Here is a 13359-nt window from a genome sequence, read left to right as displayed (position 1 = left end):
CATACAGATATCAACAGGAAAACGCATCATGAACATCCTGCAGCCGCCCGACTGGGCGCCCCCGCGTGGCTACGCCAACGGCACCATGACCGAAATGCAGGTCGGCAGCCGCCTGCTCTTTGTCAGCGGCCAGATCGGCTGGACCGGCAAATGTGAATTCGAGACCGACGACTTCGGCCTGCAGGTGGCGCAGGCGCTGCGCAACGTGGTTGCCGTGCTGGCGGCCGGCGATGCGCTGCCTGAGCATATCGTGCGCATGACCTGGTATGTGAAGGACAAGGCGGAATATGTCGGCGCCTACGGCGCGATCGGCCAGCATTACCGGGCCATCATCGGCCGCCACTTCCCGGCGATGACGGCGGTCGAGGTCGCGGACCTGGTGGAGCCGCGCGCCAAGGTGGAAATCGAGGTCACGGCGGTCGTGCCGCCGCAGGCGTAACGTAGCAGGCGTAACGTAGCAGGCGCAGGGCAGGATGGTGGCCGGCGGCGTGGCAGCGCCGCCGCCTGCCGCGTGCAAGTCCTTGAAAACTTGAGAAATTGGGTGGCGCGGGATATAATTCGAAAGTTTCGCTTTCAGAACCCTTCACCCTAGCGCCAACCGCTTTCCACCTTCCGCCGCCCCCAGCCGCGCTGCCTTTGCTGTCCGCATTTAATGTGACGCAGGGAGCATGCCGCAACCGGATCCGACCGCATCGGCGCAATGCCGCTGCCGCCGTCACGGATCCAGCCTGGGAGGCACGAGGCGTCGATTGGTCGGTCACGGGGTGAGTCCAGCAGGAGCCTACCCGTGTTACCGTCTTTTCCGTCCGCCATTCTCGCGCTAGCAGACGGCACGGTCTTTCGTGGCTATTCCATTGGCGCTTCCGGCCATACCATCGGTGAAGTGGTGTTCAACACCGCCATTACCGGTTACCAGGAAATCCTCACCGACCCGAGTTACTCCCGGCAGATCGTCACGCTGACGTATCCGCATATCGGTAACTACGGGGTCAATCCTGAGGATGTCGAAGCCACGAAAGTCCATGCCGCCGGCCTGATCATCAAGGATCTGCCGATCCTGGCCTCGAACTTCCGCAAGGAGCACACCCTTGCCCACTACCTGAAGCAGGAAAAGGTGGTGGCCATCGCCGGCATCGATACGCGCAAGCTGACGCGTATCCTGCGCGAAAAGGGTGCTCAGAACGGCTGCATCCTGGCCGGCGAAGACAATGTCCAGAAGGCCATCGACCTGGCCCGCTCGTTCCCCGGCCTGGCCGGCATGGACCTGGCCAAGGTGGTTTCGGTCAAGGAACCGTACGAGTGGACCCAGTCCGAGTGGAAGCTGGGCGAAGGCTACGGCAAGCAGGACAAGCCGCAGTTCCACGTGGTCGCCTATGACTACGGCGTCAAGTACAACATCCTGCGCATGCTGGCCGAGCGCGGCTGCAAGGTGACGGTGCTGCCCGCGCAGGCGAGCGCCGCCGACGCGCTGGCGCTGAATCCGGACGGCGTGTTCCTGTCCAACGGCCCCGGCGACCCCGAGCCGTGCGACTACGCCATCGCCGCCACGCGCGAGTTCATCGAGCGCGGCATCCCGACCTTCGGCATCTGCCTGGGCCACCAGATCATGGCCCTGGCGGTCGGCGCCAAGACCCTGAAGATGAAGTTCGGCCACCACGGCGCCAACCACCCGGTCAAGGACCTGGACGATGGCCGCGTGGTGATCACGTCGCAGAACCATGGCTTCGCGGTGGACGCAGACACGCTGCCGTCGAACGTGCGCGTGACGCACAAGTCGCTGTTCGACGGTTCGCTGCAGGGTTTCACGCTGACCGACAAGCCGGCCTTCTGCTTCCAGGGTCACCCGGAAGCCTCGCCCGGCCCGAACGACGTGGCTTACCTGTTCGACCGCTTTATCCAGCTGATGACCGACGCGCGCAAGTAAGCGCAGCCGGGAACAGCGCAGACACAGGGACATCCCATGAACGCCTTCATGCATACCGCTTTCGGCATCACCGATTTCTGGACCTATGTGCTGGGCACGATCTTTATCGTGCTGCTGCCGGGGCCGAATTCGATGTACGTGCTGTCGGTGGCGGCGCAGCGCGGCGTGCGTGCCGGCTACAAGGGCGCATGCGGGGTGTTCCTGGGCGACTTCGTGCTGATGGTGCTGTCGGCGGCGGGCGTGGCCTCGCTGCTCAAGGCCAGCCCGGCGCTGTTCTACGTGGTGAAGTACATCGGCGCGGCCTACCTGGCGTGGATCGGCTTCAACATGCTGCGCGGCGCGGTGCGCAACTGGGCCGCGCGCGGCGATGCGGCCGCGGCCGCCACCGTGCCGGCGAGCACGGCCGACCAGTCCGACCCGTTCCGCAAGGCGCTGCTGATCAGCCTGCTGAACCCGAAGGCGATCCTGTTCTTCATCTCGTTCTTCATCCAGTTCGTCGATCCGGCCTTCGCTTACCCGGTACTGTCGTTCGGCGTGCTGGGGCTGGTCTGCCAGATCTGCAGCTTTGCCTACCTGACCACGATCATTTTCGTGGGCGCGAAGCTGGCCGACGCATTCCGGCGCCGCCGGCGACTGTCGGCCGGCATGTCGAGCGGGGTGGGGGCGATGTTCATCGGCTTCGGCGCCAAGCTGGCGACGGCCACCATGAACTAGGCGCGGCGGCGGACAAGCTGACATTTTCGAATCCGGACGGATTCCCTGATTACCGGCGCGGCCCGCATGCAAGCGGGCCGGCCAACAAAGAGAGCGTGCAATGCCAAAACGCACAGACATCAAGAGCATCCTGATCATCGGCGCGGGCCCCATCATCATCGGCCAGGCGTGCGAGTTCGACTACTCCGGCGCCCAGGCCTGCAAGGCGCTGCGCGAGGAAGGCTTCAAGGTCATCCTGGTCAATTCGAACCCGGCGACCATCATGACCGATCCCAACACGGCCGATGTGACCTACATCGAGCCGATCACCTGGGAAGTGGTCGAGCGCATCATCGAGAAGGAGCGCCCGGACGCGATCCTGCCGACCATGGGCGGCCAGACCGCGCTGAACTGCGCGCTGGACCTGCACCGCCACGGCGTGCTGGAGAAGTACAAGGTCGAGCTGATCGGCGCTTCGCCGGAAGCCATCGACAAGGCCGAGGACCGCCAGAAGTTCAAGGACGCCATGACCAAGATCGGTCTGGGTTCGGCCAAGTCGGGCATCGCCCACTCGATGGACGAAGCCATGGCCGTGCAGTCGCGCATTGCCCAGGAAACCGGCAGCGGCGGCTACCCGATCGTGATCCGCCCGTCGTTCACGCTGGGCGGCAGCGGCGGCGGCATTGCCTACAATCGCGAAGAGTTCGAAGAGATCTGCAAGCGCGGCCTGGATCTGTCGCCGACGCGCGAGCTGCTGATCGAAGAATCGCTGCTGGGCTGGAAAGAGTATGAGATGGAAGTGGTCCGCGACAAGAAGGACAACTGCATCATCATCTGCTCGATCGAGAACCTGGACCCGATGGGCATCCACACCGGCGACTCGATCACCGTGGCCCCGGCCCAGACCCTGACCGACAAGGAATACCAGATCCTGCGCAACGCGTCGCTGGCCGTGCTGCGCGAGATCGGCGTCGATACCGGCGGCTCCAACGTGCAGTTCTCGATCAACCCGAAGGACGGTCGCATGATCGTCATCGAGATGAACCCGCGCGTGTCGCGTTCTTCGGCGCTGGCGTCCAAGGCCACCGGCTTCCCGATCGCCAAGGTCGCGGCCAAGCTGGCCGTGGGCTACACGCTGGACGAGCTGAAGAACGAGATCACCGGCGGCGCGACCCCGGCTTCGTTCGAGCCGTCGATTGACTACGTGGTCACCAAGGTGCCGCGTTTCGCGTTTGAGAAATTCCCGCAGGCCGACAGCCACCTGACCACCCAGATGAAGTCGGTGGGCGAGGTGATGGCCATGGGCCGCACCTTCCAGGAATCGTTCCAGAAGGCCCTGCGCGGCCTGGAAGTGGGCGTGGATGGCCTGGATGAAAAGTCGTCGGACCGTGATGAGGTTGTCGAGGAAATCGGGGAAGCCGGCCCCGACCGCATCTGGTACGTGGGCGACGCGTTCCGCCTGGGCATGTCGCTGGAAGAGGTCTATGCCGAGACCGACATCGACCCCTGGTTCCTGGCCCAGATCGAAGACATCATCAAGACCGAAGGCCTGGTCAAGGCGCGCACGCTGGACAGCCTGTCGGCCGCCGAGCTGCGCTTCCTGAAGCAGAAGGGCTTCTCCGACCGCCGCCTGGCCAGGCTGCTGAAGACCGACGCCCGCGCCGTGCGCGAGGCGCGCGTCGCCCAGAGCGTGCGCCCGGTCTACAAGCGCGTGGACACCTGCGCGGCCGAGTTCGCCACCAACACCGCCTACATGTACTCGACCTACGAGGCCGAGCATGGCGAGTGCGAAGCGCAGCCGACCGACAAGAAGAAGATCATGGTGCTGGGCGGCGGCCCGAACCGGATCGGCCAGGGCATCGAGTTCGACTACTGCTGCGTGCACGCCGCGCTGGCGCTGCGCGAAGACGGGTACGAAACCATCATGGTCAACTGCAACCCGGAAACCGTGTCGACCGACTATGACACCTCGGACCGCCTGTACTTCGAGCCGCTGACGCTGGAAGACGTGCTGGAAATCGTCGACAAGGAAAAGCCGGTCGGCGTGATCGTGCAGTACGGTGGCCAGACCCCGCTGAAGCTGGCGCTGGACCTGGAAGCCAACGGCGTGCCCATCATCGGCACCAGCCCCGACATGATCGACGCGGCCGAAGACCGCGAGCGCTTCCAGAAGCTGCTGCAGGAGCTGGGCCTGCGCCAGCCGCCCAACCGCACCGCGCGTGCCGAGGACGAAGCGCTGCGCCTGGCCGAAGAGATCGGCTACCCGCTGGTGGTGCGCCCGTCGTACGTGCTGGGCGGCCGCGCCATGGAAATCGTGCATGAGCCGCGCGACCTCGAGCGCTACATGCGCGAGGCCGTCAAGGTCTCGAACGATTCCCCGGTGCTGCTGGACCGCTTCCTGAACGACGCCATCGAGTGCGACGTCGATGCGATCTCCGACGGCAAGCGCGTCTTTATCGGCGGCGTGATGGAGCACATCGAGCAGGCTGGCGTGCACTCGGGCGACTCCGCCTGCTCGCTGCCGCCGTACTCGCTGTCGGCCGAGACCGTGGCCGAACTGAAGCGCCAGACCGCCGCCATGGCCCGCGCCCTGAACGTGGTCGGCCTGATGAACGTGCAGTTCGCGATCCAGCAGAGCGACGGCGTCGATACCGTCTACGTGCTGGAAGTCAACCCGCGCGCCTCGCGTACCGTGCCGTACGTGTCCAAGGCCACCGGCTTGCAGCTGGCCAAGATCGCCGCGCGCTGCATGGCCGGCCAGTCGCTGGACGAGCAGGGCATCGGCGAGGAAGTCATCCCGCCGTACTACAGCGTCAAGGAAGCGGTGTTCCCGTTCAACAAGTTCCCGGGCGTCGATCCGGTCCTCGGACCTGAAATGCGTTCGACCGGTGAAGTGATGGGCGTGGGCAAGGCCTTCGGCGAGGCGCTGTTCAAGAGCCAGCTGGCCGCGGGTTCCCGCCTGCCGGAGAAGGGCACCGTGCTGATCACCGTGAAGGACAGCGACAAGCCGCGCGCAGTCGGCGTGGCCCGCATGCTGCACGACATGGGCTACCCGATCGTTGCCACCCGCGGCACCGCCTCGGCCATCGAGGCCGCCGGCATCCCCGTGAAGGTGGTCAACAAGGTCAAGGACGGCCGTCCGCATATCGTGGACATGATCAAGAACGGCGAACTGGCGCTGGTGTTCACCACCGTGGACGAGACCCGCACCGCGATTGCCGATTCGCGCTCGATTCGTACCTCGGCGCTGGCCCACCGCATTCCTTACTACACCACCATCGCCGGCGCCCGCGCCGCAGTGGAGGGCCTGAAGCACATGCAGAGCCTGGAGGTCTACGACCTGCAGAGCCTGCACGCTTCGCTGGCCTGAAGCCCCGTACGTAAGGCAAGCGGCACATCGCCGCTGACCGGGCGCGTTGCGCCCGGTCAAGGCCAGGAAGCCCGCCGGAGTTGCTGCCGGCGGGCTTCCTGGCCTAAACTACGTCAAATTCGTCGATCGATGCGGCGTGCCCGCGTTCGGTCCTGTCTGAAAGCCGCGGTTGAGCGGAAGTGCCCTGGCAGCATTGGCCAGGGATGGCTCCAGCTCCGCTGCGGCTCATTTTTTTGTTGAACGAAGACATGAGCACCATTCCGATTACCAAGCGTGGCGCAGAGCTCCTGAAGGAGGAGCTGCAGCGCCTGAAGGCTGTCGAGCGTCCGGCGGTGATCAATGCGATCTCGGAAGCCCGCGCACAGGGCGACCTGTCTGAAAACGCCGAATACGACGCCGCCAAGGAAAAGCAAGCCTTTATCGAAGGCCGCATCCTGGAAGTGGAGGCCAAGCTGTCGGCCGCGCAGGTCATCGACCCGACCCAGCTGGACACCGACGGCCGCATCGTCTTTGGCGCGACCGTTGACCTGGAGGACCTGGAGTCCGGCAGTCCCGTCAGCTACCAGATCGTGGGCGATGACGAGGCCGACATCGACATCGGCAAGATCTCGGTCAGCTCGCCCATCGCGCGCGCGCTGATCGGCAAGTTCGAAGGCGACGTCGCAACCGTGCTGGCCCCTGGTGGCGAGCGCGAGTATGAAGTCATTACCGTACGCTATATCTGACGCCGGCCCGGCCGGCAGGCTTGCACCTGGCCAGGCCCCCGGAAAGACCGGCACGTGTTCTCCAATTCCTATAACAATCTGCCGCCGCTGCCGCACCGCATCTTCCTGCTGCTGACGGTGGTGTGGGCGGGCAGCCTCTGGACCGTCGGCTACATGGTGGCGCCGACGCTGTTTTCGGTGCTGCCCAGCCGCGAGACGGCGGGCATGATCGCCGGGCACCTGTTCCATACTGAAGCCATCGTCGGGGTCACCATCGGCGTGTTGCAGCTGGTGCTGTGCAACGTGATGATCCGGCGCGGCGCCCACCGCTATCGCGGCCTGCGCTGGCTGGTGCTGGGCATGCTGTGCTGCGTGCTGGCGGGCTACTTCGGCACCCAGCCGTTCATGGCCGGCCTGAAGGAAAAGGCGCTGGCACTGGGTGTCGGCGTTTCGGAATCGCCTTACAAGGCGCAGTTCGGCATGCTGCACGGCGTGTCGAGCGCCTTCTACCTGCTGCAAAGCCTGCTGGCGCTGGTGCTGGTGTGGCGCGCTTCGGCGCCGCGTTCGGCCGGGGAGTGAGACACCGGCCGCCGGCACGGCCACAGGCGTGGAGTGCCGGTATCGGGGGCGCCTGGCGGCGACCCCGTCATGCTTCAGCTGACAATGCTTAGCCCAGTGCCTTCTTCTTCTGGCTGGTCGGGCGTGCGCGCGAACGCTTCACATTGCCGCCGGCGGTAACGCGCTCGTTGCCAAGCACGGTGACTTCCTTGCGGGTCGGACGGCGGTTCGGCGCGGCGCTGGGCTTCTTGACTGTCACCGTGCGCGGGGCCGCGCCGCCACGGCGGGCGGGGGTGTGGCGGCCCAGGTCTTCGGCCTGGTTTTCCTTCAGGCGCGCTTCGCCGGGACGCCAGACCACCAGCAGCTTGCCGATATGCTGAATCGGCGCGGCGCTGAGCTGGTCGCAGATTTCCTCGTAGATGGCGATGCGCGCATCGCGATCGTCGCCGAACACGCGGATCTTGATCAGGTCGTGGGCGGCCAGGCTGCGGTCGATCTCGGCCAGTACGGCACGGGTCAGGCCTTCGGCGCCGACCATCACGACCGGGTTCAGGGCATGGGCACGGGAGCGCAGGTCAGAGCGCTGGGCGGGGACTAGTTGTAGAGCGGGCATAGGTTGGCGCTGATTATTTGGCGCTTGAAATAGTGATAGAGCGCTGGGCGCTGGAAATCGGGCGCTGCAGCCCGCGCCGGTCGTGACACGGCGGGTCGGGCAAGGACAGGCTGCCGACGGCCGCCCCGGGGGCGGCAAGCCGGCAGCTGATAAGGCGAGCCGGCGGTCGGGATGCGGATTGGCGCGTATTATCCGTCAATCCGGCACTGTCGGGCAGCAAAATCATCAAAACAGTAGGAAAACCTTCGCGGCGGGCATTGACCGGCGGGCGGGGGCAGGGAACAGGCTGGAATCTGGCATGGCAAAAAACAAGTTCAATCATTCGTGGCTGCACGACCACATCAACGATCCGTACGTGAAAATGGCCCAGCGCGAGGGCTATCGTGCCCGCGCGGCCTACAAGCTCAAGGAGATCGACGAGCAGGACAAGCTGATCCGCCCGGGGCAGGTGATCGTCGACCTGGGCGCGGCGCCCGGCAGCTGGAGCCAGTATGCCCGCAACAAGCTGGCGGACTCGCCCCGGGCCAAGGACGGCAGGATCGATGGCGCCGTGGTCGCGATCGACCTGCTGCCGATGGAGCCTGTCGCCGACGTCACTTTCATCCAGGGTGACTTTCGTGAGGAATCGGTCTTCCGCGAACTGGAAAGCGTGGTGCTGGGCGCCTCCGGCGGTAACAAGATTGACCTTGTTTTGTCCGACATGGCCCCCAATTTGTCCGGTGTAGCCTTCGCCGATGCAGCACGGATCGAGTACCTGTGCGACCTGGCGCTGGAATTTGCGCAGGCCCACCTTAAGCCGGAGGGGGCATTGCTGGTAAAGTGCTTCCACGGGAGCGGCTACAGCCAGATCGTGGAGAAGTTCAAGCGGCATTTCAAGGTGGTTGCGAAACGCAAGCCCAAGGCGTCTCGCGACAAGTCTTCCGAAACCTTTATCCTTGGGCGCTACCTCAAGGCAGTGGATTGACCGGTCTCGATACAAGCCAGGGCGAAAAAAGAAGCGTGGAAAGTGCCCCACCCGGTGCTATCGGCATCTTAGTTTCTCTGTTTCCCCCCGAGGGCGGGCGCTGCATTACAATGCAGCTATCCGTTGGCAAGGCAATTGCAAAGGAGTTCGGCCTTGAATAACAACCTGTTTCAAAAGGCGGCAATCTGGCTAGTGATCGCGCTGGTGCTGTTTACCGTCTTCAAGCAGTTCGACAAGCCCCGTGCGCAGGACAGCGTCACCTATTCGCAGTTCATGGATGACGCCAAGAACGGCAAGGTGTCGCGTGTCGACGTGCAGGGCCGCAACCTGGTGATCTCGCCTAAGGAAGGCGCCAAGTACACCATCATTTCGCCGGGCGACATCTGGATGGTCGGCGACCTGATGAAGTACGGCGTCCAGGTGACCGGCAAGGCGGACGACGAGCCCAACGTGCTGGTCCAGGCCCTGTATTACCTCGGGCCGACCCTGCTGATCATCGTGTTCTGGTTCTACATGATGCGTCAGATGCAGGGTGGCGGCAAAGGCGGCGCCTTCTCATTCGGCAAGTCGCGTGCGCGCCTGATCGACGAGAATCAGAACGCCGTCACGTTCCAGGACGTGGCCGGCTGCGACGAGTCCAAGGAAGAAGTGGTCGAACTGGTCGACTTCCTGAAGGACCCGCAAAAGTTCCAGAAGCTGGGCGGGCGCATCCCGCGCGGCGTGCTGCTGGTCGGCCCTCCGGGTACCGGCAAGACGCTGCTGGCACGTGCCATCGCCGGCGAGGCCAAGGTGCCGTTCTTCAGCATCTCGGGTTCTGACTTCGTGGAAATGTTCGTTGGCGTGGGCGCGGCCCGCGTGCGCGACATGTTCGAGAACGCCAAGAAGCAGGCCCCTTGCATCGTGTTCATCGATGAAATCGACGCGGTCGGCCGTCATCGTGGCGCCGGCATGGGCGGTGGCAACGACGAGCGCGAGCAGACCCTGAACCAGATGCTGGTCGAGATGGATGGCTTCGAGGCCAACTCGGGTGTGATCGTGATCGCCGCGACCAACCGGGCCGACGTGCTGGACAAGGCGCTGCTGCGTCCGGGCCGTTTCGACCGCCAGGTCTACGTGGGCCTGCCGGACATCCGCGGCCGCGAGCAGATCCTGAAGGTCCATATGCGCAAGGTGCCGATCGGCAACGACGTCGACGCCTCGGTGATCGCGCGTGGTACCCCGGGCTTCTCGGGCGCCGACCTGGCCAACCTGGTCAACGAGGCCGCGCTGTTTGCCGCCCGCCGCAGCAAGCGCGTGGTCGACATGCAGGACTTCGAGGACGCCAAGGACAAGATCTACATGGGTCCGGAGCGCAAGTCGACGGTCATGCGCGAGGAAGAGCGCCGTGCCACGGCTTACCACGAGTCGGGCCATGCGGTGGTGGCCAAGCTGCTGCCCAAGGCCGACCCGGTGCACAAGGTCACCATCATGCCGCGTGGCTGGGCGCTGGGCGTGACCTGGCAGCTGCCGGAGCATGACAAGTATTCGAAGTACAAGGACAGCATGCTGGAAGAGGTCGCGATCCTCTTCGGCGGCCGCGCGGCCGAAGAGGTCTTCCTCAACGCCATGAGCACCGGCGCTTCCAACGACTTCGAGCGCGCCACCAAGATCGCCCGCGACATGGTGACCCGCTTCGGCATGAGCGATTCGCTCGGCGCCATGGTCTACGTGGATACCGAGCAGGATGGCATGTTCGGCAAGCTGTCGTCGAAGACCGTATCGGAAGCCACGCAGCAGAAGGTCGACGCCGAGATCCGCCGCATCATCGACGAGCAATATGCGCTGGCCAAGCGCCTGCTCGAAGAGAACCGCGACAAGGTCGAAGCCATGACCAACGCGCTGATGGAGTGGGAAACCATCGATGCCGACCAGGTCAATGACATCATGGCCGGCAAGCCGCCGCGTCCGCCGCGCAGTGCGTCGGGCCAGAACGGTGGCGGCAGCACGCCTTCGGGAGGCTCGCCGGTGGCGCCGACCAACGCGCCCGCCACGGCCTGATCCCGCGACTTCGTCTGGCTGACGACGTAGTGGTGGTGGCTGTGTAGTGGCTGTATCCGAAGCCGGTGCCTGGTGCACCGGCTTTTCCTTTTGCGCGACGGGTTCGCGCACAGACTTTCCTCAAGTATTCCGACCTTGCAGCAGACTCCTCAGACCCGGTACTTTCAGTGCGGACGTTTCCGCTTTGCGCTGGACCAGCGCCCGCTGGTGATGGGCATTCTTAATGTCACGCCCGATTCGTTCTCCGACGGCGGCCAGCACGCCAGCCGCGATGCGGCGCTGCGCCATGCCGAGCATATGATCCAGGAGGGCGTGGACATCATCGATATCGGTGGCGAGTCCAGCCGCCCGGGCTCGGCCGCGCTGCCGCTTGAGGACGAACTGGCCCGCGTGATCCCCGTGGTAGATGCGCTGCGCGACTGCGGCAAGCCGCTGTCGATCGATACGTACAAGCCCGAGGTCATGCGCGCTGCACTTGCGGCCGGAGCCGATCTCATCAACGATATCTGGGGTTTCCGCATGCCGGGCGCGGTCGAGGCCGTGGCGGCGGGGCAGGCGGGCCTGTGCGTGATGCATATGCAGCGCGATCCGCAGACCATGCAGGAAGACCCGCACTACGATGACGTGGTCGCCGAGGTGGCCGGGTTCCTTGCCGAGCGCATTGCCGTGCTGCGCGCTGCCGGCATCGACGATGCGCGCATATCCCTCGATCCGGGGTTTGGCTTCGGCAAGACACCCGATCATAATCTGCGCCTGCTCGGCCAATTGCCGCGGCTGGCGCTGGAGGGCCTGCCGGTGCTGGCGGGTATCTCGCGCAAGTCCACGCTGGGCGCCGTCCTCGGCGGCCGGCCGCCGCAGCAGCGTGTTGCGGCCAGCATTGCCGCCGCCGTGTGTGCGCTGGAGCGCGGAGCATTTATCGTGCGCGTGCATGATGTGGAGCAGACGGTGGATGCCGTGAAGACCTGGTGGGCGGTGCGCAATGAGTCGGTTGGCGCGGCCTGAATCGGCCGCGGCCACTGCGGACAGAACAACGATCAGAGTACAGAAAGGGAATCAGCGAATGACACGCAAGTATTTCGGGACAGATGGCGTGCGGGGCAGGGTCGGCGAGGCGCCGATCACGCCGGACTTCGTGATGCGGCTTGGCCATGCGGCCGGCAAGGTGCTGGCCCACGGCGCCAAGACCGGGCAAGGCAAGCCGACCGTGCTGATCGGCAAGGACACGCGCATTTCCGGCTATATGCTGGAAGCGGCGCTGGAAGCCGGCTTTACCTCGGCCGGCGTTCACGTGCTGCTGACCGGCCCGCTGCCGACGCCGGGCATCGCCTACCTGACGCGGGCGCTGCGGCTGTCCGCCGGCGTGGTGATCTCGGCCAGCCACAATCCCTACTACGACAACGGCATCAAATTCTTTTCGGCCGACGGCGACAAGTTGCCCGACGAGGTCGAGGCAGAGATCGAGGCTGCCATCGAAGAGCCGATGGTGTGCGCGCCATCCGATGACCTGGGCCGCGCGCGCCGCATCAACGATGCCCCCGGCCGCTATATCGAGTTCTGCAAGAGCACCTTCCCGCACGAGCAGGACCTGTACGGCCTGAAGCTGGTGGTTGACTGCGCCCATGGCGCCGCCTACCACATCGCGCCGCACGTGTTCCATGAACTGGGCGCCGACGTGGTTTCTATCGGTAACCAGCCGGACGGCCGCAATATCAACGACGGCTACGGCGCCACCGCGCCGGGCAAGCTGATTGAGGCAGTCAAGGCCCATGGCGCCGACCTGGGCCTGGCCTTTGACGGCGACGCCGACCGCTTGCAGGTGGTGGATGCCGACGGCCGTCTCTACAACGGCGACGAACTGCTGTATCTGATCGTGCGCGACCGCCAGGCCGCCGGCCAGGCGGTGCCCGGTGCGGTGGGCACGCTGATGACCAATATGGCGGTCGAGCTGGCGCTCAAGCGCCAGGGCGTGGAATTCGTGCGCGCCAAGGTGGGCGACCGCTACGTGCTGGAAGAATTGAACAAGCGCAGCTGGACCCTGGGCGGCGAGGGCTCCGGCCACCTGCTGTGCCTGGACCGCCACAGCACCGGCGACGGCATCGTGTCGGCGCTGCAGGTGCTGGCCGCGCTGCGCCGCAGCGGCAAGACGCTGGCGCAGTTGCTCGAGGGCGTACGGCTGTTCCCGCAGACGCTGATCAATGTGCGCGTGCAGAAGGGCTTCGACTGGCAGTCGCATGCCGGCCTGCAGGCCGCACGCGCGGCGGTCGAGCCTGAGTTGGAGGGCCGCGGCCGGGTGCTGATCCGTGCCTCCGGCACCGAACCGGTGGTGCGCGTGATGGTCGAGGCCGAGCAGGCCGAAATGGCCGAGCGCGCGGCCAGGCGGCTGGCGGATGCCTTGGGCGCCTGATACGCCGCACCCTGACCAGGAACGCCGGGCTAGTCCCGGCGTTTTTTTGTCTAATAACGCAATTAACCGCCGTCATATTGCGCCGGCATGAC

At 65.2% G+C, this 13359-nt stretch carries 11 protein-coding genes; 10 read left to right on the top strand and 1 reads right to left on the bottom strand.

Annotated elements, in window-relative coordinates:
- The first annotated feature begins 28 nt into the window (after positions 1-28).
- The 6 genes from RS901_RS19265 (at position 29) to RS901_RS19240 (ending at position 7270) form a co-directional block, all read left to right on the top strand.
- Positions 29-439: a RidA family protein gene (locus tag RS901_RS19265; RefSeq protein WP_013957294.1), complete on the top strand. Its 411-nt coding sequence runs from the start codon at positions 29-31 to the stop codon at positions 437-439.
- A 348-nt stretch (positions 440-787) separates the two neighbouring features.
- Positions 788-1924 carry a glutamine-hydrolyzing carbamoyl-phosphate synthase small subunit gene (gene carA, locus RS901_RS19260; protein ID WP_114132500.1) on the top strand — a complete coding sequence of 379 codons (1137 nt, stop codon included), beginning with the start codon at positions 788-790 and terminating at the stop codon, positions 1922-1924.
- A 36-nt stretch (positions 1925-1960) separates the two neighbouring features.
- Entirely contained in the window at positions 1961-2638 is a 678-nt protein-coding gene (gene leuE / locus RS901_RS19255; RefSeq protein WP_316150526.1) for a leucine efflux protein LeuE, read from the top strand.
- 100 nt (positions 2639-2738) lie between these two features.
- Positions 2739-5987 (top strand): carbamoyl-phosphate synthase large subunit, encoded by a 3249-nt coding sequence (gene carB / locus RS901_RS19250; RefSeq protein WP_316150525.1) that lies wholly within the window; start codon positions 2739-2741, stop codon positions 5985-5987.
- A gap of 248 nt (positions 5988-6235) precedes the next feature.
- The gene (greA, locus tag RS901_RS19245; RefSeq protein WP_316150524.1) at positions 6236-6712 is read left to right on the top strand and encodes a transcription elongation factor GreA; all 477 of its coding nucleotides are present in this window, start codon (positions 6236-6238) and stop codon (positions 6710-6712) included.
- 54 nt (positions 6713-6766) lie between these two features.
- A complete protein-coding gene (locus RS901_RS19240; protein WP_211979910.1) occupies positions 6767-7270 on the top strand; it encodes a DUF4149 domain-containing protein in 504 nt (167 codons plus the stop codon).
- An 88-nt stretch (positions 7271-7358) separates the two neighbouring features.
- On the opposite strand, the gene RS901_RS19235 is transcribed toward RS901_RS19240, so the two are convergent.
- The gene (locus RS901_RS19235; RefSeq protein ID WP_010814317.1) at positions 7359-7862 is read right to left on the bottom strand and encodes a YhbY family RNA-binding protein; all 504 of its coding nucleotides are present in this window, start codon (positions 7860-7862) and stop codon (positions 7359-7361) included.
- 298 nt (positions 7863-8160) lie between these two features.
- Between RS901_RS19235 and RS901_RS19230 the strand changes: the two genes are divergently transcribed.
- The 4 genes from RS901_RS19230 (at position 8161) to glmM (ending at position 13267) form a co-directional block, all read left to right on the top strand.
- Positions 8161-8826 (top strand): RlmE family RNA methyltransferase, encoded by a 666-nt coding sequence (locus tag RS901_RS19230; RefSeq protein WP_316153597.1) that lies wholly within the window; start codon positions 8161-8163, stop codon positions 8824-8826.
- Positions 8827-8979: 153 nt separating this feature from the next.
- A complete protein-coding gene (gene ftsH, locus RS901_RS19225) occupies positions 8980-10863 on the top strand; it encodes an ATP-dependent zinc metalloprotease FtsH (RefSeq protein ID WP_316150523.1) in 1884 nt (627 codons plus the stop codon).
- Positions 10864-10998: 135 nt separating this feature from the next.
- Positions 10999-11865, top strand: coding sequence for a dihydropteroate synthase (gene folP / locus RS901_RS19220; RefSeq protein ID WP_410054130.1), 867 nt, complete (start codon positions 10999-11001; stop codon positions 11863-11865).
- Positions 11866-11923: 58 nt separating this feature from the next.
- Positions 11924-13267, top strand: a complete 1344-nt coding sequence (glmM, locus tag RS901_RS19215; protein ID WP_316150522.1) for a phosphoglucosamine mutase — start codon at positions 11924-11926, stop codon at positions 13265-13267.
- Positions 13268-13359 lie beyond the last annotated feature (92 nt).

The sequence above is a fragment of the Cupriavidus sp. BIC8F genome, from assembly GCF_032465815.1.
Lineage (GTDB): Bacteria > Pseudomonadota > Gammaproteobacteria > Burkholderiales > Burkholderiaceae > Cupriavidus > Cupriavidus necator.
The sequence above is the reverse complement of the archived record's forward strand: the minus strand, read 5'-3'. Positions and strand labels throughout refer to the sequence as shown.